This window comes from Vibrio sp. 970 (genome assembly GCF_033339075.1).
On the sequence record NZ_JAWOTW010000003.1, the window covers coordinates 209,037 to 231,991 of the forward strand.

At 45.5% G+C, this 22,955-nt stretch carries 19 protein-coding genes and 1 pseudogene; 10 read left to right on the forward strand and 10 right to left on the reverse strand.

Features of this window, described 5'->3' with window-relative positions:
• Nucleotide 1 precedes the first annotated feature (1 nt).
• The 5 genes from R7Q11_RS05860 (at nt 2) to R7Q11_RS05880 (ending at nt 7,609) form a co-directional block, all read left to right on the forward strand.
• Nucleotides 2-1,342 (forward strand): MFS transporter, encoded by a 1,341-nt coding sequence (locus tag R7Q11_RS05860; protein ID WP_005394568.1) that lies wholly within the window; start codon nt 2-4, stop codon nt 1,340-1,342.
• Nucleotides 1,343-1,466: 124 nt separating this feature from the next.
• Nucleotides 1,467-2,684: a mannose-6-phosphate isomerase, class I gene (manA, locus tag R7Q11_RS05865; RefSeq protein ID WP_206957547.1), complete on the forward strand. Its 1,218-nt coding sequence runs from the start codon at nt 1,467-1,469 to the stop codon at nt 2,682-2,684.
• 351 nt (nt 2,685-3,035) lie between these two features.
• Nucleotides 3,036-4,298: a hydroxymethylglutaryl-CoA reductase gene (locus R7Q11_RS05870; protein ID WP_025767748.1), complete on the forward strand. Its 1,263-nt coding sequence runs from the start codon at nt 3,036-3,038 to the stop codon at nt 4,296-4,298.
• Nucleotides 4,299-4,705: 407 nt separating this feature from the next.
• On the forward strand, nt 4,706-6,274 hold the full coding sequence (locus R7Q11_RS05875; protein WP_053349915.1) for a DUF1800 family protein: 1,569 nt from the start codon (nt 4,706-4,708) through the stop codon (nt 6,272-6,274).
• A gap of 9 nt (nt 6,275-6,283) precedes the next feature.
• Nucleotides 6,284-7,609 (forward strand): DUF1501 domain-containing protein, encoded by a 1,326-nt coding sequence (locus tag R7Q11_RS05880; protein ID WP_104976075.1) that lies wholly within the window; start codon nt 6,284-6,286, stop codon nt 7,607-7,609.
• 86 nt (nt 7,610-7,695) lie between these two features.
• On the opposite strand, the gene R7Q11_RS05885 is transcribed toward R7Q11_RS05880, so the two are convergent.
• Nucleotides 7,696-8,790, reverse strand: a complete 1,095-nt coding sequence (locus R7Q11_RS05885; protein ID WP_053349917.1) for a ketoacyl-ACP synthase III — start codon at nt 8,788-8,790, stop codon at nt 7,696-7,698.
• 162 nt (nt 8,791-8,952) lie between these two features.
• Between R7Q11_RS05885 and trxC the strand changes: the two are divergent.
• Together trxC and R7Q11_RS05895 are read left to right on the forward strand one after the other, a co-directional pair.
• A pseudogene (gene trxC / locus R7Q11_RS05890) lies at nt 8,953-9,388 on the forward strand (thioredoxin TrxC).
• A 176-nt stretch (nt 9,389-9,564) separates the two neighbouring features.
• The gene (locus R7Q11_RS05895; RefSeq protein WP_033907039.1) at nt 9,565-10,725 is read left to right on the forward strand and encodes an MFS transporter; all 1,161 of its coding nucleotides are present in this window, start codon (nt 9,565-9,567) and stop codon (nt 10,723-10,725) included.
• A gap of 49 nt (nt 10,726-10,774) precedes the next feature.
• Here R7Q11_RS05895 and R7Q11_RS05900 read toward each other — a convergent pair whose 3' ends face one another.
• Together R7Q11_RS05900 and R7Q11_RS05905 are read right to left on the reverse strand one after the other, a co-directional pair.
• A complete protein-coding gene (locus R7Q11_RS05900) occupies nt 10,775-11,164 on the reverse strand; it encodes a nitrous oxide-stimulated promoter family protein (protein WP_005387988.1) in 390 nt (129 codons plus the stop codon).
• A gap of 14 nt (nt 11,165-11,178) precedes the next feature.
• On the reverse strand, nt 11,179-11,688 hold the full coding sequence (locus R7Q11_RS05905; RefSeq protein WP_054865303.1) for a GNAT family N-acetyltransferase: 510 nt from the start codon (nt 11,686-11,688) through the stop codon (nt 11,179-11,181).
• A 136-nt stretch (nt 11,689-11,824) separates the two neighbouring features.
• Here R7Q11_RS05905 and R7Q11_RS05910 point away from each other — a divergent pair, with 136 nt between their 5' ends.
• Nucleotides 11,825-12,016: a DUF2986 domain-containing protein gene (locus R7Q11_RS05910; RefSeq protein ID WP_005376066.1), complete on the forward strand. Its 192-nt coding sequence runs from the start codon at nt 11,825-11,827 to the stop codon at nt 12,014-12,016.
• Between the two features lie 49 nt (nt 12,017-12,065).
• Here the strand turns inward: R7Q11_RS05910 and R7Q11_RS05915 are convergent, their stop codons facing one another.
• Nucleotides 12,066-14,237: a TonB-dependent receptor gene (locus tag R7Q11_RS05915; protein ID WP_225466273.1), complete on the reverse strand. Its 2,172-nt coding sequence runs from the start codon at nt 14,235-14,237 to the stop codon at nt 12,066-12,068.
• 89 nt (nt 14,238-14,326) lie between these two features.
• Complete coding sequence (locus R7Q11_RS05920; protein ID WP_042520969.1) at nt 14,327-15,064, reverse strand: siderophore ferric iron reductase; 738 nt, start codon at nt 15,062-15,064, stop codon at nt 14,327-14,329.
• 419 nt (nt 15,065-15,483) lie between these two features.
• On the opposite strand from R7Q11_RS05920, the gene R7Q11_RS05925 reads away from it, so the two are divergent.
• The gene (locus R7Q11_RS05925; protein ID WP_005376060.1) at nt 15,484-16,815 is read left to right on the forward strand and encodes an anaerobic C4-dicarboxylate transporter; all 1,332 of its coding nucleotides are present in this window, start codon (nt 15,484-15,486) and stop codon (nt 16,813-16,815) included.
• Between the two features lie 85 nt (nt 16,816-16,900).
• Here R7Q11_RS05925 and R7Q11_RS05930 read toward each other — a convergent pair whose 3' ends face one another.
• Nucleotides 16,901-17,389 carry an NYN domain-containing protein gene (locus tag R7Q11_RS05930; protein WP_005376059.1) on the reverse strand — a complete coding sequence of 163 codons (489 nt, stop codon included), beginning with the start codon at nt 17,387-17,389 and terminating at the stop codon, nt 16,901-16,903.
• A 119-nt stretch (nt 17,390-17,508) separates the two neighbouring features.
• Here R7Q11_RS05930 and R7Q11_RS05935 point away from each other — a divergent pair, with 119 nt between their 5' ends.
• Nucleotides 17,509-17,949, forward strand: a complete 441-nt coding sequence (locus tag R7Q11_RS05935; protein ID WP_005376058.1) for a DUF4174 domain-containing protein — start codon at nt 17,509-17,511, stop codon at nt 17,947-17,949.
• Nucleotides 17,950-17,965: 16 nt separating this feature from the next.
• Here the strand turns inward: R7Q11_RS05935 and cobA are convergent, their stop codons facing one another.
• From cobA to nirB, 4 genes are all read right to left on the reverse strand, one after another.
• Nucleotides 17,966-18,724, reverse strand: a complete 759-nt coding sequence (gene cobA, locus R7Q11_RS05940; protein WP_136976402.1) for a uroporphyrinogen-III C-methyltransferase — start codon at nt 18,722-18,724, stop codon at nt 17,966-17,968.
• A gap of 206 nt (nt 18,725-18,930) precedes the next feature.
• Nucleotides 18,931-19,779 (reverse strand): formate/nitrite transporter family protein, encoded by an 849-nt coding sequence (locus R7Q11_RS05945; protein WP_005387971.1) that lies wholly within the window; start codon nt 19,777-19,779, stop codon nt 18,931-18,933.
• A gap of 195 nt (nt 19,780-19,974) precedes the next feature.
• Nucleotides 19,975-20,298 (reverse strand): nitrite reductase small subunit NirD, encoded by a 324-nt coding sequence (gene nirD / locus R7Q11_RS05950; protein WP_005387969.1) that lies wholly within the window; start codon nt 20,296-20,298, stop codon nt 19,975-19,977.
• Between the two features lie 13 nt (nt 20,299-20,311).
• Nucleotides 20,312-22,876, reverse strand: a complete 2,565-nt coding sequence (gene nirB, locus R7Q11_RS05955) for a nitrite reductase large subunit NirB (RefSeq protein ID WP_213967653.1) — start codon at nt 22,874-22,876, stop codon at nt 20,312-20,314.
• Between the last annotated feature and the right edge of the window lie 79 nt (nt 22,877-22,955).

A 22,955-nucleotide genomic window follows, 5' to 3' on the forward strand; every position in this document is an offset into this window, starting at 1 on the left:
GATGTTTGGATTTTTACGTTCACCTAAATTTACTCAACCGAGTCTAAGCAACGAGCAAATCGACCAGCGTTACCGCCATTGGCGTTTGCACATTATGTTGGGGATGTACATCGGCTACGCAGGTTTCTACTTTACCCGTAAGACCTTTAACTACGCCGCACCAGCGATGATTACCGATCTTGGCTTAGATAAAGGCGATTTGGGTCTTATCGGTACGCTTTTCTACATCACCTACGGCTGCTCGAAGTTTATTTCTGGCACGATTTCGGATCGCTCTAATCCTCGTTATTTCATGGGACTAGGATTGATTGCGACAGGTCTGGTCAATATCGCGTTCGGTTTTTCTAGCTCACTCGCGGCTTTCATTACTCTGTGGATCTTAAACGCGTGGTTCCAAGGCTGGGGCTGGCCTTCATGCTCCAAGCTGTTAACCACTTGGTATTCACGCTCCGAGCGTGGCTTCTTATGGGCCATTTGGAACACCGCACACAACGTTGGTGGCGCGCTGATCCCTATTTGGGTGGGCTATTTAACGTTGCACTACAGCTGGCGTGAAGGCTTTATTCTACCCGGCATCATCGGGGTATTGCTCGGTCTATTCGTTTGTTGGCGATTGCGCGACAAACCCACAACAATGGGTTTACCAAGTGTCGGACAATGGCGCAACGACGCGCTAGAACTTGCGCAAGAAAATTACGGACGTGGCCTCACCTACCGCGAAATTCTGAAATCGTACGTATTTAACAACAAATACATCTGGCTGCTCGCGTTCAGTTATGTGTTGGTTTACATCGTTCGTACCGCAATCAATGACTGGGGAAACCTGTACTTGACCGAGCAGCATCACTATAGCCTGATTAACGCCAACGCTGCTCTGTCTATGTTTGAAATCGGCGGTTTTGTTGGTTCATTGGTTGCGGGTTGGGGCTCAGACAAACTCTTTGGCGGTAACCGTGGGCCAATGAACTTACTGTTCGCGATTGGGATTTTCTTATCTGTCTCTGCGCTTTGGCTGATGCCTCTGACCAACTTTGCATTCCAAGCGGCGGGATTGTTCTCCATCGGCTTCTTTGTCTTTGGACCACAAATGCTGATCGGTATGGCGGCGGCGGAGTGCTCTCACAAAGACTCTGCCGGCGCGGCAACAGGATTCGTGGGCTTGTTCGCCTACATGGGCGCAGCATTGTCTGGTTATCCACTGGCGTTAATTCTTGAAGAATATCATTGGACGGGTTTCTTCATCACCATTTCAGTTTGTGCAGCCGTCATTGGCCTTTTGTTGCTGCCATTTTTGCAAGCGCAACCATCACGAAAACCACTCGAACCAAAACCTCGGTTATAAATCGACTTATCGCCCTTCGGGCAAATTGGCGAGTGACCTAACCGCGCTCGCCCTCCTTATTTAACGTATCTCTGCTCAATTTTTCTTCCGATTCAGTTCGGAGGGTTAACTATGGGAAAAATTCATGAATTTGAACACTATTTCATCGCATAGCTTCTTTCAAATGAACAACAAAATCCAAAACTACGCTTGGGGAAGCACCTCTTCTATTCAAGATTTGTTTGGCTTTTCTAACGAAACGAATGAGCCTCAAGCAGAAGTATGGATGGGTACTCACCCAAACGGCTGCTCTGAAGTTCAGATTGAGCAAAACACGCTGCCTTTGTCTGAACTGATCAAACAAAACCAACCCGCTTACTTATCAGCAGAAACCGCAGCGAAATTTGGCGACCTGCCCTTTCTGTTTAAGATCTTAGCGGCCGAACATGCACTGTCGATTCAAGTTCACCCAAGCAAACAAGATGCCGAAATAGGCTTCGAAAAAGAACAAAGTGCCGGGATCCCACTAAACGCAAGCCATCGTAACTACAAGGATCCAAACCATAAACCTGAGTTGGTGTACGCGCTGACAAGTTACCAAGCCATGAACGGTTTTCGTTCGTATGACGAGATTATTGAGGCATTTGGCCTTTGCGATATCGATGAGCTACGCACACCGCTAGATGCATTCAAACGCGAAATCAACTCACAAGGTTTACGCGATTTCTTTGTGCACATTCTTACCATGGAAGGAGAAACAAAAGAGCGAGCACTGAAACAGCTTCTTGCCCACGCTTCACGTCAATCGGAGCAAGGCACTGGCAGCGACGTTTTCCAGCTCATCTTGGATCTATCCACTCAATACCCCGGCGATGTCGGCTTGTTTGCGCCATTACTGTTGAATGTCATCACGCTGCAACCTGGCGAAGCGATGTTCCTGAGCGCAAGAACGCCACACGCTTACATTAAAGGTACGGGATTAGAGATCATGGCGAACTCAGATAACGTTTTACGTGCAGGACTCACGCCGAAACATATGGATGTTGAAGAACTGGTTAAATGCACAGATTTTGTGCCTAAGCCTTTTGACAGCCTTGTTCTAGAACCCAATGCCAATGGTTGCCAAAGCCTTTACCCCGTTCCAGTGGAAGACTTTAGTTTCAGCATTCTTAACCAACCGAATCACGACGTGGTTGAGGCAAACAGCGCAGAGATTTTGATAGCGATTGATGCCGACCTGACACTCATCAGTGATAACGGTGAGACGTTAACCGCCGCGAAGGGACAATCTGTATTTGTTCCTGCTTACGTTGGCCATTACCGTATTCAAAGTGCGGGACGTGTGGCTCGCGCCTTCAACTAGTTTTTGAACAACCGATTCAAACTAACGTCTGACCCAAGGGACTGGGTTAGACAATTTATTCCTTTCATAGATTGAACCATTCCGCTCTTAAGGCACTCATGCTTACACCTTGTCGAATCCAAACACCTACAGGCCAGTTTCTCTAAAAGCCATAACCTCCCGGATCTACCATTTACTCAACATTCATTGTCAAAACCCATTTATGTCCGATAAATTCGTCGCTCCAATATCAAATCACTTGGATAATAAAAGCGCTTGCACAGTGGTATTTGTTGCAAAACGTATAATCAACGTTGTAATCAAAGCCTCAATCACTACAATCTCTGGTTCGATTTTTCAGTTAACGTTTGTATGCCGAAGTTAAACCAAGATAACCCTGTTCAAAGCTCCGCCCTTTCCGATATCGAAACCAGCAGTAAGATTCAATCGGCATTAGAACCGAAGTTTCACAAGCCAGAGAAACGTCTCTGCTTAAGCCCTGGCCTATCGGATAAGCATTTGGCGCGCCGTTGGCAAGTATTGGAACACGTGACCAATAAAGATCATCTTCTTGATCCTTTCACACAGTCACATTGCGACGCTTACTCCAACAACATCGAGCACTTCATTGGTACTGTCAATGTGCCGGTCGGCATCGCAGGCCCTTTGCGCGTCAACGGTTTGTATGCGAACGATGACTTTTTGGTTCCGCTCGCAACGACAGAAGCCGCGTTAGTCGCTTCCTACAACCGTGGCGCAAATCTTATCACCGCCGCTGGTGGCGCGAGCGCATTGTTACTAAGTGAAGGGGTGAGCCGAACACCAGTATTCGCCTTTAATCACCTTGCTGACGCCGGCCAGTTCGTCAGTTGGGTTGTGACCCAGTTTGACGTATTTCGTCAAATTGCGGAATCCACCACCTCACATGGCAAACTCAAAGACATCAATGTAAATATCGAAGGAAACCACGTTTATTTGGTCTTTGAATACGTGACTGGTGACGCTTCCGGACAAAACATGGTGACCATCGCAACAAACGAAGTGTTCCATCATATTTTGGCGACCAGCCCAATCAAACCAACTCAAGCATTCTTGGATGGCAACTTATCAGGCGACAAAAAACCAAACGCGCACACACTGCGCTCGGTACGCGGTAAGAAAGTATCCGCCGAAGTGACCATTCCTGCTGAGTTGGTGGAAAAATATCTGCATACGACGCCGGAGTCTATGGTTCAATTTGGCAAAATGACCACAGTGGGCGGTTTACTCAGCGGGACAATTGGCGTCAACGCGCATTACGCAAACGCGCTTGCCGCGCTGTACATTGCTTGTGGTCAAGATGCCGCTTGCGTTGCAGAGTCTGCCATTGGAATCACTCGTATGGATGTGGACGCTCAAGGCAACTTGTACGCGTGCGTGACCTTGCCAAACATCATGGTGGGGACGGTTGGTGGTGGTACTGGCCTTCCAACGCAAAAAGCATGTTTGGATATTTTGGGTTTGCACGGCAACGGCAATGCGAAAGCGTTAGCCGAAGTCGCAGCTGCGCTTTGTCTGGCTGGCGAACTCTCGATCGTGGGCGCATTTTGTGCCGATCACTTTTCTCGTGCTCACCATAAGCTTGCCCGAAAATAACCTTTGTTGCTTTGTACAAGAGAACATCCGTGTGGTTTTCTCTTGTGCAAACCAATGGACTTTATTTATTGGCTCAATAATTTCTTGAAACTAACTTAAGCCTTAACAAACATACCAATCTCTTGTTAACAGTACTTTAGCTGTCCCCCTTCTATATCCATTGCGATATCTCTGCTTATTACTCTTCACTGGCCATATTTAATATCAGTATCTTAGAAAAAATAGCATCAAAAACTTCTAGCACTATAGTACCAAATTCACCGTTTGAGTTTTTTGTTCACCACTTATAGCTACTATACTCGCCTATGCAGCTGCTTGATTTTCATAAATTTACTAAACAGCTCAAAAGAGCTTAATAACTCCCGTTAAATGGACTTAAATCGTTACTTCGGGTAAGCGAGTTAACTATGAGACGTCAGAAGCTAAATAAAATCTCTGCTTGGGTACTAGGATTGGCTATCTTATTGCTGAGCCATGTGTCTAATGTATCAGCACAAATACAGCAATCCCCATCCGATCAAACCGTTGCGCGTTTTCTCTATCAAACCTCTTTTGGACCAACACCTGCGTTAATTAATGAGGTTAGGGAAAACGGGTTAGAGGATTGGATACAGAAGCAAATCAACCTGCCAGCAACCTACCATCAACCACTTTATCAAACGCCTTTTTCTAAAGGCCTACAGTCAAACCGAGAAAATGCTTGGTATCAAATTGTTGTTACTGCTGAAGATCAGCTCAGACAGCGAACGGCTTATGCATTGAGTCAGATCGTAGTCGTTTCTCGTTATGGCGGCGTTCTTTCCAGCAAACCTACAGGGTTAGTGAATTACTACGATCTGTTGGTTGAGCATGCGTTTGGCAACTACCGAGACCTGTTGTATGACGTTTCCATCCATCCAGTCATGGGGAGCTATTTGTCTATGCTCGGTAGTGCAAAAGAAAATAGTGCGACAGGAACGCTTCCCGATGAGAACTTTGCTCGAGAGTTAATGCAGTTATTCACTATCGGTTTGTATGAACTCAATTTAGATGGCAGTAAAAAGCTAAACCACGCAACAGGCAAACCTATCCCCACGTACAATCAAACTGATATTCAAGAGCTCGCGCGAGCATTAACTGGATGGAAAAATTCCGACATCGCATTCGTGAAACCGATGCGAGTTATCAGTCAAAGACACGACACCGGCGAGAAGCGATTTCTAGGGAACGTGATCCCATCGGGTCTAACCGCACAAGAAGAGCTTTCAAAAGTGATTGATATGTTGATGTCTCACCCAAATGTTGCTCCATTTGTTTCAAAGTTACTTATCCAACGTTTGGTCAGTTCAAATCCAAGCCCAGAGTACGTCGCGCGTGTTGCTACGATATTTAACAACAATGGGGAAGGAGAAAAAGGCGATCTAACCGCCGTTGTTCGAGCCATATTGCTCGACCCTGAAGCATTAGGGATGACGGATACCCCGCCTATAAAAGTGAAAGAACCGATACTGGTCCTGACTAATTTTCATCGAGCATCAGGTTTTACGATTAAAGGATCACGTTACGAAGACGCAACAACGATGATGAACATCGCTAATCAAGGGCCGCTTCGTTCTCCTTCCGTGTTTAATTTTTACTCTCCAGACTATCAGCCGTCTAACGAGTTTACGGAGTCTGGTATTAACTCTCCAGAGTATGAACTTCTCAATTGGTCTGTTTATACCGATTTGGTCAACTATATGTTAACCAGCACTCGTAGAGGAGGTGGTGATTCCTACCACTTCGATCTTAACGAGTTTTATCTTCTTCTGGACGATCACCGTGCCTTAGTCGAATTGGTTAACGAGCGTTTCTTTGCTGGAACGGCTTCTGCTGAATTGAAAGAGCTCATGCTCACCGCCCTGAATGATTATCGTGGGGACTATGTGCCAACAACAAAACTCGCTCTAGTGATATTTACCGCCATTTCTGGCGACGAATTCTATATTCAGGATTAGGAGTGAATTATGGATATTTCACGACGACATTTTATACAAAGCACGCTATCGATGGGCGCACTAGCCTCTCTTAGTCTGCCAGGTTACTCTCTCGCAGCGCCATCCAATGACTTTCGAGCATTAATATGTGTGTATTTAGCAGGCGGAAACGATGCATTCAACACCATACTGCCATTATCGGAGGCGCACTATCGTCAATATTCCAAAGTCAGAGGGCCACTCTCTGTCGCCAAAGAAGACATACTCCCTATCAATTTAAGTGCTGTCGATAGCTCAAATCACCCAGTGAAGCTCGGCTTACACCCAAAGTTAAATGCGTTAACTTCCGTTTTCGAACAAGGCGATGCCAGCATCGTGCTCAATAGTGGCATTCTCAACCACCCCGTCACCAAACAAGCTATTGAGCAAGATGAAGCATCACTTCCCGAGCAACTGTTTTCTCATAATTCTCAAACAGACGCTTGGTTACTTGGTGGAATGAGCGAGTCTAAAAATCTTGGTTGGGCTGGCAGAATGTTGGATGTATTAAACTCTGAATCAGAAATAACACCGCTATACAGTGTGCATGGCAACTCGCTTTGGTTACGGGCAATGGAACACCGCCAAACCGTCCTGAAAAAAGATCGCGCAGTTCAGCTTACCGCGATTGATAACCCGCTATACAAGGGGATCTATGATCGCCTTCTCTCTCATCAAACTGACAATCCATTTAATGGTCATTTTAATTTGATGGTTGATGAGTCGATGGTAATGAGTAGTGTACTGAGCGAGCAACTCAACCACATTGCTGACGAGCCGCTGTTTACGTCATCGACGCTCGGCAAGCAGATGCAAACCGTGTACAAATTGATAGCAAGCCAAGATGTCCTGAAGCAGCAACGACAAGTCTTTTTCGTTAAACACTCTGGGTATGACCTGCACGATTCGCAATTGGCACGTCATCCAGTGTTACTTGAGGATCTCGCGACAAACCTTTTAGCAATGTATCGTGCGGTCGAACGGTTAGGGCTAAACAAGCAAGTCACCTCTTTCACTATGTCTGACTTCGGTCGACGGATGATGAGCAACGGAAATGGTACCGATCATGGCTGGGGTGGCCATCAACTATTAATTGGAGGCGCGGTAAATGGGAAACAACCTATCGGTACATGGCCGGAACTAATACTGGGCGGAAACGATGATTACTCTCAAGGCCGACTCATACCCAAAATTGCCGCTGATCAAGTTGGTTCAACACTAGCACAGTGGATGGGCGTGAGTGATAACGCTGCACTGGAATACGTCTTCCCGAACATCCGTAATTTTACTCATTCAAACCTGGGTTTTATGGCTTAAGATATTTTTCAGGTTAGCTGTAGAACGCATCATCAAATAAGGGAGCCTCGCGCTCCCTTACCCATCTTATGTTTGCAGAGTGTCCGTTACACCTCGTCGCGACGGCGTTCGTTACACAGCTTAATGGCACGCTCAAGTAATTCTAACGCGGATTGCTCACATTCAGGCAGAACCGCATCACTTTCAGAAACTGGCGTTACGCGGTCACCCCATTTCAATACTGCCGCACCCCATGTCAAACCTGCACCAAACGCAGCAAGAAGCATATTATCACCTGGGTTAACTCGACCTTGCTCTACCGCTTCACACAATGCAATTGGCACGGTCGCAGCTGAAGTATTGCCATAGTTTTGAATGTTAACAAACGCTTTGTCGTGTGGAATTCCAGACAGGTCACACAAGGTTTGAATAATACGAATATTCGCTTGATGCGGAATCACAACATCGATTTGTTCCGTCGTTAACTGTGATGCTTTCAGTACGGTTTTCGCAGCTAGCCCCATGCCTTTTACTGCACGTTTGAAAATTTCTTGTCCTACAAAGTTGAAATCCCAGTAACCGTTGTCTTCCGCAAAGCGATCCATACAAGTACCAAACTTTGGTACGGACAGAATATCGCGGCCTTTTGCGTCACAACCGATTTGAGACTGTAGTAAACCCGTTTCTTTTTCCGTTCTTGATAACACAACGGCGCCCGCACCATCACCAAATAGAACAGCGGTATCTCGCATTGCCCAATCGATGTAGAAAGACAATCTTTCCGCACCAATAATGATCGCGTTACGATAGTTACCTGATTGAATCAAACGTGTGCCCGTTTCTAGGCCATAGACAAATCCCGTACATGCGGCATTTAAGTCAAAGGCAGCGGCTGCACGAATACCTAGGTTCTGCTGTACCTTAGACGCGATATTTGGAATCAATGAATCTGGTGAACAAGTCGCCACAATGATTAAATCCACGTCTGTTGCATCGACGCCTGCTCGAGCTAATGCATGTTTAGCAGCAACGGTCGCCATGTCTGACGTGTTTACATGACTAATACGGCGGTTTTCGATACCAGTGCGGGTACGAATCCACTCATCGGAAGTATCGAGGAAAGTGCTAAGATCATCGTTAGAGAGCACGGCTGGCGGAACACATTTCCCCCAACCTGTAATTTCAGCGTAGTAATTTGTCATCGCAGACCTATTTATTGTTGTATTTTAATAAAATTTCTTAGAACCTTAGGCTCAAATACAAACCTGCGCTGCGTTATTTCGGCAGGTTAAAAAATAAGTATACAAATAATGAGGCTGACTGGTAAGTCATGTTTTCATCAATACGTAATAAAGGAAGAAGTCATGTCATCGTTTAAAACTCGCTGCCCTTCGTGCGGCGGTCTAAATCGTGTCCCTAATGAGCGCGTTGCCGAATCTGCAACTTGCGGTAAATGTAAAAGTGCACTTTTAGACGGCTCGCCTATCGAAGGTACACAAGATAACTTTTCTGCTCTATTACAAAGTGATATGCCTGTTGTAGTAGATTTTTGGGCCCCCATGGTGCAACCCGTGCGTTGGCTTTGCTCCTGTTTTCTCTGATGTTGCTCATGAGCAAGCCGGAACGGCTCGTTTTGTTAAGATTGATACCGAAGCTCAACAACAACTTGCGACGCAATTTGGTATTCGCAGTATTCCTACCATTATGGTTTTCAAGAATGGTCAACGCGTTGATATGATCAATGGTGCGTTACCTAAAACTCAATTCGATCAATGGTTAAATCAAGCACTTACTAAATAATCTTCCACGCCAACCTTGTTTGTAGGTTGGCGTTTTTATGCAACTTATCAACCTATCTAGGTAACAAATATTATTTATCGAAACGACTTAAATTTATCATTTTACTTGCCTAACTATTAGCCTCATATTCGCGCCGAATAACCCTTAGATTTCATTTAACTTATAGGCGCAAAACAGTGGAAAACACAGTCGTTCCTGCAGCATCACCACGAGTTACAGTTCCAGTCGTCGCACTGTCTCTTTATGCGGTGGCTTCGGGCTATTTAATGAGCTTGATCCCTCTCATGCTCGGTGAATACAACATCTCAGCAGATTACGCGAGTTGGTTGGCGAGTGTGTTTTATGGCGGCTTATTAACCGGTGCTATTTTTATTGAACGTATCGTACGTCAAGTTGGTCACCGTAACGCGTTTATTGGTTGCTTGGCCGTATTTTCGCTAACTATCGTCACACTACCCGTGTTTGCTAACGGATTGATGTGGCTTGCCGCTCGCTTTATTGCGGGGATCGCGGTTGCTGGTGTTTTTGTCATTGTTGAGTCTTGGCTAATGTCTGGAGACGAAGCATCGCGTGCGAAACGTTTGAGCTTGTACATGCTATCGCTTTATGGTGGTTCAGCATTAGGCCAGTTTGGTATTGGCGTGCTTGGCGTAAGTGGCGGCGTTCCGTTTATTGCGATCACGACGTTGATCCTAATGGCGATGCTGGTGCTAATGTTCATTGAGTGTGAGCAGCCAAACAGCCATGAATCAACCGCTTTATCATTTAAGCAAATTGCCAAACTAAACCATGCAGCAATTATTGGTTGTGTTGTTTCAGGTTTGACCTTAGGCGCGATCTACGGATTAATGCCAGTTGAGTTAACTAACCGTAAAATTAGCCATCAAGACATTGGTACATTGATGGCGCTAGTGATTCTAGGTGGCATGCTAGTTCAACCAATGGTGACCGCGTTAAACAAATACATGAGCCGCACAGTGCTAATGGCGTTTTTCTGTATTTTGGGTATTTTTTCGATCGGTATGACGTTTATTTCCTCGTCAGCCGTGGTATTGGCTGCTGCATTATTCTTTTTAGGTGCAGCTACTTTTGCCTTGTACCCGATTGCAATCAACTTAGGTTGCGAAGGACTTGATGAACGCTTTATTGTCTCTGCGACACAAGTCATGCTGTTTAGCTACAGCATCGGCTCTGTTGCTGGTCCTGTTGTCGCTGATAAATTTATGGGCCAAGAACACGGCTTGCTAGGCTACTTGTTTGCCGCTTTGGTTGCGACTGGCGTATACATGCTACTTGCTGCGAGCAAAACCAAGCAGCGTATGGCCGCTGGCCTCTAACCACGCCGCTTCTACTCAACGAAAACGAGGGCATGTCGCCCTCGTTTTTTTATTCTTCGCATTTTTGTTTAGATAAACGCTTGTGACGGTTTGACGCGTTCGCTGCAGGCTTTTCCGGTACCATGCGCTTTTCATGAAGCAAATGACGAACCGCCAAGATGGGATGTTTCAGTAACATTCTGGGGCCAGAGTAACGCATGACCAAACGCATTTGTTCTTTCGGCTCTGGTTTGTAGCAGTGAATCGGACATTTGTTACACGTCGGTTTATTCTCTCCATAAGGACAGCGGTCGAGGCGCACTTCTGCGTATTCAAGCAGCTCACGACATTCTGAGCATAAGTCACGTTTTGTTCCATGATGGTCATGACAGTAAACCTCTACCATGGCTTTTACTGTCTTAAATTCAGTGGCGAGTTTGCCAAGTAAAATATCGCTCATGCGCTATCCAAAAATCACAACATCATTGTGTAAAGTTCTAACGTGCGGCCATTATCATATTGCTGCTCAACTCGTTCAAACTCAAAGCCCAGTTTTTTGAGCAAACTTATACTACGAATATTGTCATTATTGGTGATGGCAACCAAATTATCGAGTTTCATTTCCTCTCTAGCGTATTCCAGCACTGCGGTTGCAGACTCCGTTCCGTAGCCGAAGCCATAAGCGGAAGGTAAAAATCCATATCCGAGATCATAGTGTTGTAATGTGTCACGTTTAACCAACCCACAAATCCCGATGGGTTGCCCATCTTCTTTCTTCTCTACAACGAGTAAACTCACGCCTTTAATTTGTTGCATGCGTAGCATGTTTTCTTTTATGTAACGCGCCGCTTCATATTCGGTACGAATTTGTTTGTCTCCGACAAAACGGTAGAAGTCTGGGTGGTTATAAAGTTCTAGTATAAATGGTGCATCATCTACACTCACAAGACGCAGTATCAAACGTTCGGTGTACAGTGTTTTCATTTGGGCTCCATTAAAACGCGATAGATGATTGGACATAGGAACGTACTTGAATTTTGCGACCGATACCGGCGCTTATTTAGTTGTAACTTGATAAAAAAGTAACTATCCTGCCTCGCTAAATTAAAGGACCACCACCATGAACCGCAAGAAGAAAATCAATCAGATCTTGAAAGCGAAGCAGAAGAAGCATAACGCTAAGCTACATAAGAGCAATAAGCCGCGTTATATCTCCAAAGCTGAACGCGCGAAAATGGAAGCTGAAGAACAAAACCAAGCTTCAGAACACACGGAAAACGTTGTAGACACAGCGCAGACAGATCAAGCCTAAAAGAAAAGCCGCTTCAAGCGGCTTTTTTGATATTCGGAGATAGTTAGCTTTAGTATTCGACACTGTAGTTCAGTGTGAATGTGCGACCTCTTCCTTTGTAGTCGTACGCTGCAGAATCGTAGTGTGCTGCATAAAGAATCTGCGCACGTTGTCCCCAAGCGGTTGTGTAGTCTTCGTCAAATAGGTTTTGAATACCAAAACCTAACTGCCCGATAGGTAGTGTTACGTTACCAAGAAGATCAAACGTAGTGTATCCATCTAGTTTATTGTTTGCGTCATCTTCGTAATCAAACATCGTCTGGCTTTGTAAACGTACTGAATAGCCATCCTGATAGTAAGCCGCCCACGCGTTCGCTTTTGATGTACTTGCTTTACCCGCGCTTAGATCTTCCCACTTACCGTTGGTTTTCAGCTCAGAAACCACATAGTGACCTGATGCACCTAACAAAATATCACGGTTTACCCAGTAGTTAATGTTTGCTTCGGCACCGTATACACGTTGCTCGTCATCAACATTGGTGATTAGGAGCGTCTTCTTGTCATACTTGATTGAGTTATCCGAAACCGAGTAGTAACCCGCCGCTTGCAGTGCGACAGTATCCGTATCTAATCGGTAACCAATTTCATAGCTGTCCGTTTTGATGCCCGACATTTTTGAGTCAGATACATTAATGCTATTGTTCAACGCGTAGTGACCATTTGCATCCGCGGCATCGTAACTACCTTGGCCGTAGTACTTTGCAGGATCAGCGAGTTCGAAACCTTGAGAGAAGTTCGCCCAAAGCTGAGATTCATCGTTAAGCTGATAAATGGTGCCCAAATTAAATAAGCTCACAGAGTAGTCAGTGCTGCCACCTGGTACCGCATCCGCTGATACACCATTACCCGATGCGATCTTCTTTTGTATACTATAGGCAACAAAATCATCAATCTTATTGTCCATGTATTGGTAGCGGTAGCCTGCTTGTACTGACCAATCTTGATTGATTTGGTAATCCCCCTGGACAAACATTGCGTAAGACGCCACATCAACATCTGGGTAACGCCCCACTTCGGCATAAGTTCGATTAATTAAGTTCCCAGAGCTGTTCGCAATGGTTGGATCGAACAGAGCCTGGTTACTTTCAAAATGGTCTAAGTACGCATCGACACCATAAACAAGTTTGAATGACTCCCAGCTTTTAGCTAACGCTAAGCGCCCAGCAAAAACTTCTGTTTTTTGTTGAGAGGCACTTTGGTAATAAGGAGTAAAGGTTTGGTCTTCACTACGGTAAGATAACTCGCCTATCAGTTGATGACCGAATACGCTGTCGTGAGCGTAGTTCGCACTTAAGAGAACTCGCTCTGTACCATGTTCACGGTCGGAATCGAACCCCTCTCGTACATCAACAAATTTATTGTTAACAATGTACAAACCGTATGGCGAATCTTGCTGGCTGTCATAGTATTGTGCGACAAGGTTTAACTTGCTGGCATCGGAGATTTGAATCTCGGTCGATCCCATAACATCGAGCGTTGAATTATACTGCAAAGAGCCCTGTGAAATGTCTGGGGTGACAATGTCGCCATTTGCGTCAAATGCACCTTGTGTCTCGGTGTACACAACCGAACCTCTAGCGGTAATTCGCTCATTACCACCCGAGATAGACTGAGCGAGTTTGTAATCAAAGTCATCGCTGCTATTAAAGCCTGTAGTGCCACTCACGTAGGATTCAAACGACAAGTCATCCGAGTACGCTTTCTTGGTGATAATGTTAATAACACCACCAGTAGCGCCTGCACCATAAATGGAGGTTGCACCAGATAGTACTTCAATTCGCTCGATGTTGAATGGGTCTATTGCATCTAACTGACGACTAATCGGGCGAGAAGACTGTAACGAGACACCATCAATCATTACCAACATTGCTCTACCGCGAAGGTTCTGACCATAGTTAGTTCGACCACCGGTGCCGACGTCTAAAGAAGGGATGGTTGCAGAAAGAATATCACCCAGTGTCTTGCCCGCACGATATTGCTGAGCAATCTCTTCTTGACCAACAAACCAAACGGTTCCTGGAATATCGGAGATCGATTTCGGCATCACACTGCCTACAACAACCAATTGCTCATCGCTCGGAGTCGATGTTTGTTGAAGATCTTCTGCTGCTATTGAGCTAACTGCGTATCCACTGCTCATCGCAAGTACGATGAGATTGAAAGAAAACGTCCTTTTCATCATTGTATTTATCTTTTTGTTGTCAACAAGAGCATGCAATGATACTTATTCTCACTCTCAAATCGAGCACTGTTACACAAGTTAAATAAATGTTAATTAAGAACCTTCTTGCTCATAAGCTGTCGATTTTCCTCTAAACGAGGACAATCTGCACAAAGCTTTCTGCCTTCACACTTATAGACTAAACAACAACTTTTTCTTACTAACTTTAGCGGCTGATCAGATTCCGTCTCATGAAGTGAGCGGCTATTATCAACATCCAAACCCATTGCGCTTAGCCACAAGACCGCATGCTCCTGAAGTGTCGAGTTAGTCATTTGCGGAAAGCGCTGTTGGAGACGAATTAAACAAGCCATGATTCCGTCCGACATCAATTGATGGGTGAAGCCAGGACGAATGCGTGTCCATTGACTCATCTCTTGTTGATAGAAGTCGAACAGTTCTCGGATTTGACGCCCCGCCTCTTTTATCAACGCTTCTGGCTCGCCATGTATATGCGCTTCGTCGGCGAATCGGTACCCAGAAACAAAACAAGGTTTGAGGTGCTGCGCTATCTCGCGAATGTTTGGCAACGTGTGGTAACCGTAAATAGAGATGAATGCGACATAAACTGGCTGCCAACAAAGTAAATCCCACGTTCTTGTCAACCAATATGCTTTTCCCGCTTCCGGATGAGCCTCCGAGATTTGCTGGTAAAGGCCTTGGATGATCGGGTTGATATCATTCTCGATATGGATAGCTTCTTGCCCTATCTCGCCGATATCACCGTGTAGATAAGGTGTAATCTCACTCGAAGTTTGAAACAGTTGCGGGAAAAATTGCTCAGACATGATGGCTTATTGTTGGTGTAGTCATTCTGACACCTTTATACCCAAGCACCAATCGCAATGCAAACTATTATCCTTTGCGTTTTCATAACAAAGAAGCACCTTTAGGGTTAGTTATGACTGTATTTCCGCGTTCTGTGAAACTGTAAGGTCTGGTTACGTATGCGATGAATAGCAACAAACTCTTAAACCTCTTCGCATTTAACGCTCACATGATCGCAAAAATACACAGCATAAAAACACCCTGATAAAACTGTGTTAACAGTTCCCCTGTGTAGCGTGAGTTATTGCCAATAATTGAATATTGCTGTTTCTTATCCAGCGGATTGTGAACAACATGAAGTATTTTCTTTCTGAATATCTAGACAATACAAAGAGGTAATTTGGCTATGTAGCCCTCTGTTTTGAATAAGGAAATCCACATGTTGTATCTTGAGTTTCTATTTTTGCTCGTGATGCTGTATATCGGCTCACGTTATGGTGGTATAGGCCTTGGGGTCGTATCCGGAATTGGCTTGGTGATTGAAGTCTTCATCTTTAAGATGCCGCCAACCTCTCCTCCTGTCACCGTCATGTTGATCATTTTAGCGGTGGTAACATGTGCTTCCATTCTTGAAGCCGCTGGCGGTTTGAAATACATGCTGCAAGTTGCCGAGCGTGTGCTTCGTAAGAACCCAAAACGCGTCACCCTTATTGCTCCGTTCGTGACTTACTTTATGACCTTCCTACTTGGTACAGGTCACGCGGTTTACTCTATCATGCCAATCATTGGCGACGTTGCACTTAAAAACGGCATTCGTCCTGAGCGTCCTATGGCTGCCGCTTCTGTCGCCTCTCAAATCGCAATCACGGCATCACCAATTTCAGCGGCCGTAGTTTACTACTTGGCGCAACTCTCTGATATTCAACACGAGATCACTCTGCTCTCAATTCTGCTCGTTACTGTACCTGCAACGCTATTCGGTACGTTGTTGATGTCACTTTACAGCCTAAAGCGTGGTAAGGAGCTAGACGACGATGAAGAATACCAAGAGCGTTTGAAAGATCCTGTGTGGAGAGAAAAAATCCTCAACACAACTGCAACGTCTCTTGATGAAGTACTACCAACAAGTGCTCGTAACTCTGTATTGCTGTTCATTGCTTCTATCTTGGTTATCGTCGTTATCGCGATGTGGCCAGACATTCGTACCATCGTAGATGGCTCGAAGCCAATCAGCATGGCAGTTGTGATTCAAATGATGATGCTCTGCTTCGGCGGTATCATTTTGCTTGCGACCAAAACTGACCCGCGTGACGTACCAAATGGGGTGGTATTTAAATCTGGTATGGTGGCGGCGATTGCTATCTTCGGTATTGCATGGATGTCAGATACCTACTTCCAGTACGCTATGCCTCAATTTAAATCTGGCATCGTTGAGATGGTAACCAACTATCCTTGGACATTCGCGCTTGCGTTATTCATTGTGTCGGTTGTGGTGAACTCTCAAGCTGCAACGGCTCGCATGATGCTGCCTGTTGGTCTCGGCTTAGGTTTGGAACCTGCGCTGCTTATCGGCTTGATGCCAGCGGTATACGGCTACTTCTTTATTCCAAACTACCCTTCAGATATCGCGACTGTGAACTTCGATACCTCGGGCACAACTAAGATTGGTAAGTGGTACTTCAACCACTCATTCATGTCTGTGGGCTTAATCGGCGTGATTGGTGCGTGTTGCTTGGGTTACTTGCTAGGGCAAATGATCATTCCTTCGTAACTAGCCAAATCAACGATAAATTAGAGGCGAGTCATTGTACGTTTCGTACAGCCTGAGTGACTCGCCTTTCTTTATTGCACTATTACTACAGCAAGAAATCGTCATCAATCGCGACAAAATTGTCGGCACAATCAATCAGAGTTTGGGATGTTAGCTTAGGTACACCATAAACGGTCACCGTGTTATTGAAGCGCTGCTGAATTCTCTCTACTAGCAGACTAAAGTCTCCATCTCCCGAAACTAGAATCACTTCCTCAACTTCGGGAGCAATTTCAATTGCATCGAGAGTAATACCCACATCCCAATCGCCTTTCGAGCTACCATCACGACGCTGGATGTAGGGTTTAAGCATCACCTCAAAGCCAACACCCCGAAGAATATGGTGGAACTGACGTTGCTTGGGATCATTGCTCGCAATAGCATAAGCACGAGCACTTACCACCTCTTTCCCTTGTGTGGCAACATACCAAAACTGGTTGTAATCAAAATTGCTTCGATACGCTTCGCGACAGGTGTAATACACATTCTGTACATCAACCAAAATGGCGATTTTTTGTTTGCTTTCCGAACTCATCTATTTCTACGCTCAATTTATTTGCTGCCTACCCTATGCCAGTTTTGGAAAAAGCACAATGAGCCAATTCCACTAAACTTAACGTATAAAAAGTTATTTGGGTTTCTAGGGGAACTGTCATGGGCGGAAAGTTACTAGTGATACTGCTTTCTTGTATCTTGTCATCGACAGCATTTGGTTATCCAGCGCACTCCAAATACTGGCCACATAGAAGTGTGCTCTACTTTGCGCCAGAAAATGATGAATACGTCAAACAATTCTTGCTAGAAACACTTATGAATGAGTGTGAGTTGGAAGACAGAGATGTCGTCACGCTGGTCATTACAGAACAAGGTTATACTTTTCCTGCTTGGCTTAAAGAAGAGTTCGACCTAAAAATGCTAGCTCGTCTTTATGAGGTCGAAAAAGGTTCTCATACCGCTATTTTGCTTGGTAAAGATGGTCTAGAAAAGCACCGTTGGGGCGCAGAAACAGACTGGCCGTTTATCAACAACCTCATTGATCAAATGCCTATGCGTAAGCAAGAAATGCAGAGGCAACAAAGCCCCTGTAAAATATAGTCACTTCTGGGCAGTATTACTTTGCGAACCAATCCAATTTGTTGTGCAGCTGAGTAACGCTACCAACCACAATCAATGCTGGGCTCACAGCTTGCTCTGCCATGCTCGATAACTCGTTCAACTTTCCTTGGAACACGCGCTGCTCCGGGCGCGTACCGTTTTCAATAATGGCGCATGACATCTCAGGATCTAAGCCGTGAATGATCAGCTTATCCATAATGTGGCCGCTTTGCTTCAAACCCATGTAGAACACAAGCGTGTTGTTGGATTGCGCCAGTGAATGCCACTCAATCTCACGACCATCTTTTTGTACGTGACCAGTGATGAATTGAACGCTTTGCGCATGGTCGCGGTGTGTTAATGGAATACCAGCATAAGCCGTTGCACCCGCTGCTGCTGTGATACCCGGAACCACTTCGTATTTGATACCAAATTCCGCTAGTTCTTCTAACTCTTCACCGCCACGGCCAAAGATAAATGAGTCACCGCCCTTCAGACGCACAACACGCTTACCTTCTTGTGCTTTCTGCACCAAGATTTGGTTGATTTGATCTTGAGGCACACAGTGAAAGTCTAATTTTTTACCTACGTAGATCATCTCTGCTGATGCATGAGCCAATTCTAGAATGTCTTTCGACACCAAACGGTCGTATACAACAACTTCAGCCGCTTGAATGGCTTTTAAGCCTTTTACTGTGAGCAAATCAGGATCACCTGGACCTGCACCAACAAGAGAAACAAAGCCGCTGTTTAAAGATGAGTGAGCAGTAGTCATATCAACGCCTATCGAAAAATTTAGATATAAAGAGTAACACTCGCGTTATGCACTTAGGGCTAAAACCACTCTAAGGAGTTATTACTTTTTATAGCTAAATCAATAAAATATGTCGCGAAAGTGAAAGTTAAAAATTGAAATCTAGTTAGAGAATAGTCCCGCCCATCCAGAAGCGGGACCATATTAAGCGAATTACCCGTTAATGGTTATTTAGCCATTGCAGGTTGCGCTTTTACTTCTTCTTCAGCATTGATAGAAGGCGCAGTTTTAGCGTGAGTTAGGTACAGTGGAATACAAGTCATTACTAGACCACCAACAATGTTACCTAGGATGGTTGGGATAAGGTTGAAGTTCAACCAAGTCGCGATACCAAAATCCGCACCTAGAATCATACCTAGTGGGAATAGGAACATGTTTACTACTGTGTGCTCGAATACTAGAGCGAAGAAGATGAAGATTGGGAACCACATCATTGCTACGCGACCAGATACTGAACGTGCTGTCATGTTGCCGATAACGCCTAGACATACCATTAGGTTACAGAAGATGCCGCGTACGAAACACGTGATCCATCCGTCCATACCCATGTTTTCAAAACCAAGGCTACGCGCGGTAGAAACAGCCACAAATTTCTTCGCTACTGCGTTCAGTTCTAGAGAGAAGTTACCTGTTAGAGAGATAGCCACTAGGTAAGCAACGATCAGAGAACCGATAAGGTTACCCAAGCCTACAAGACCCCAACAACGGAAGATACGACCCCAAGTGATGCCCGGACGGTTAGCAAACTTAGCCAGAGGCGCTAGACCAAAAACACCGGTTACTAGGTCATACCCCATCACACTTAGAATTACGAAACCAACGGGGAAAACAAGTGCTCCTACAAGACCGATACCCGTTTGTACAATCGCGGTAATAGCAACCACCACCGCAAGCGAAAGAATAACGCCAGCCATCGTACCGCGAAGCAGAAGGTCTCGCGTGCTTGTATTGGTTTTCGCTTCACCAACATTGATCATGGTTTGCACGAATTCTGCAGGCTTAAAATCAGTAGACATGAATGTGTCCTTATCCAAAATTGAAAGTTAAAAAGTTAAAGATTGAATAGAGAAAGGCTTCCCGTTGACACCTGAACGCTGTCTACAACACCTCGCTTCCCTGTTCCCCTGAGATGATGCTTGGAAAGCCTTTGTCTATTGAATCTAGGTTTCAGTTCATTCCCTCCCCCTAAGAGGAGGGAATGAAAACCAAGCTTACGCAGAGATTTCTACTTCGCCGTTGGTTACGCGGGTTTTGTACGCTTTCACGCTAAAACGCTCGTCTTCCATGCACGCACCTGTTGTCAGGTTAAAGCGTTGCTTCTTAAGTGGGCTAGCCACCCAAAGCTCGCCTTGGTGCTCACAGATCAAACCGCGAGAAAGCACGTTTGATTGGAAGAACGGGTCTGTGTTGCTGATCGCCAGCACTTCTTCTGCTTGTGTTGGGCGGAATACCGCAACTTGCTGACCATCAACCAGTGCACAAACACCTGTGCCCGGTACGATGTCGCTGATTTGGCAAATCTTTTCAAATGACATAATCAACCTTCCCTTATGCTTCAATGATCGCTACGTGTAGGATGTCGCCTTTCGCTTCAGGATGTTTTTCCGTGAAGGTTGCAGGGCGGTGCTGTTCACGCTCTTGTACAAACACAACGTTTTCATCGCGCTTGTCAGAGTTGATGAAGTGCGCGAAACGAGTCAGTTGTGATTCGTCGTTGATGGTCGCAGTCCACTCACACTCGTACTCGTCTACAAGCTTCGCTACATCAGCTTCTAGTTGAGTGTTGATGCCAAGTTTGTCTTCAACAATCACTTCGCGTAGGTAGTCAACGCCACCTTCCATGTTTTCCATCCAAACTGATGTGCGTTGTAGTGGCGCAGCAGTACGGATGTAGAACATCATGAAGCGGTCGATGTACTTGATTAGTGTTTCTTTATCTAGGTCACTTGCAAGTAGGTCTGCGTGACGAGGTTTCATACCACCGTTACCACATACGTACATGTTCCAACCTGCGTCAGTCGCGATAATACCAAGGTCTTTACCTTGTGCTTCCGCACACTCACGAGTACAGCCAGAAACACCGAACTTCATCTTATGAGGTGTACGAATGCCTTTGTAACGGTTCTCGATGTAAGAACCCAGACCAACAGAATCTTGAACGCCGTAACGACACCACGTTGAGCCAACACAGGTCTTCGCCATACGAAGGGCTTTTGCGTACGCTTGACCTGTTTCGAAACCAGCGTCGATAAGCTTGCGCCAGATCTCTGGAAGATCGTCTTTTTGAGCACCAAACAGACCAATACGTTGAGCACCGGTTACTTTGGTGTATAGGTTGTATTCTGCTGCAACGTTCGCTAACGCACCCAGTGCTTGAGGTGTTACTTCACCACCCGCCATACGTGGGATAACAGAGTAAGTACCGTCTTTTTGGATGTTACCTAGGAAGTTATCGTTCGTGTCGTGCAGCTTAACCAGTTGTGGCTTAAGAATGTGCTCACCCCAGCAAGAAGCCAAGATAGAACCAGCCAGTGGTTTACAAACTTCACAGCCGTAACCTTTACCGTATTTCTCTAGAAGCTCATCAAACGTTTTGATCTCTTCAATACGGATTAGGTGGAACAGCTCTTGGCGTGAGTATGCAAAGTGCTCACACACGTCGTTCTTCACTTCGATACCAGATTTAGCAAGCTCAGCATTTAGAACAGACGTCACTAGAGGAATACAACCACCACAGCCTGTACCTGCGCCAGTCACTGCTTTGATGTCAGCAAGCGTATGATTACCATCAGCAACTGCCTGAGCGATCTTGCCTTTGGTTACGTCGAAACAAGAACAGATAACTGCGCTTTCTGGTAGAGCGTCTGCACCTAATGCTGGTTTCTCAGCGCCTGCGTGTGCAGGAAGGATCAACGCATCTGGGTGTTCTGGTAGGTCGATTTCGTTCAACATAAGTTGAAGCAGGTCGCCGTAGTCAGACGTATCGCCAACCATAACCGCGCCAAGCAGTTTCTTGTTGTCTTTAGAAACGATAAGACGTTTGTAGACTTCTTGTTCTTCGTTCTGGTAAACGTAACTCTTACAACCTTCAGTACGACCGTTCGCGTCACCGATTGAACCTACTTTTACACCTAGAAGTTTCAGCTTCGCAGACATGTCAGCGCCTTCGAATTTGCTTTCTGTGTTACCTAGTAGGTGATCAACGGCAACTGTCGCCATCTTGTAGCCAGGAGCAACAAGGCCGTAGAACATTTCGTTCCAAGACGCACACTCACCAATCGCGTAGATGTTCTCATCAGAAGTCTGACAATGATCGTTGATAGCAACACCGCCACGAGGTGCCACTTCTAGCTCCATTTGGCGTGCTAGTTTGTCTTGTGGACGAATACCTGCAGAGAATACGATGAAGTCTGTTTCTAGTTCTGAACCGTCAGCAAAACGCATAACGTTGCGTGCGTTTGTGCCTTCTGGCGCAATCTCAAGCGTATTTTTGCTGGTGTGAACGTTCACGCCCATACGCTCGATCTTTTGACGAAGCTGGTTACCACCAGCCAGGTCAAGTTGCTCAGCCATTAGTTTTGGCGCGAACTCAACAACGTGCGTTTCTACACCCAGTGCTTTCAGTGCGCCTGCTGCTTCAAGGCCTAGCAGACCACCACCGACAACAACGCCTGATTTGCTCTTCTTCGCACACGCTTCGATCGCTTTAAGATCTTCGATAGTACGGTAAACAAAACAGTCTTTGCTTTCGTGACCTTTGATAGGTGGAACAAATGGGAATGAGCCAGTAGCAAGAATCAGCTTGTCGTATTGAACTTCACGGCCAGTGCTTGAGTAAACAATGCGGTTTTCACGGTTGATGTTAATCGCGCGTTCGCCGATCAGCATGTTAATACCGTGTTTCTCGTAGAAGCCTTCTTTCACTAAAGAAAGTTCATCTGCAGTATGGTGAGAAAAGTAAGAGGAAAGGTGCACACGGTCGTATGCGACACGAGGTTCTTCACAGAAAACCGTAATGTCCATATTAGACATATCAGCTTTCTCGACTAAGTCTTCAATATAACGGTGCCCTACCATACCGTTACCGATGACTACTAGCTTCAACTTGCTCATTATAATTCCTAAGGGTTAGGTTCTTATCACTGAGCTCATTGTTAATTGTGAAAGAAAATTAATACATGATGTAAATCAA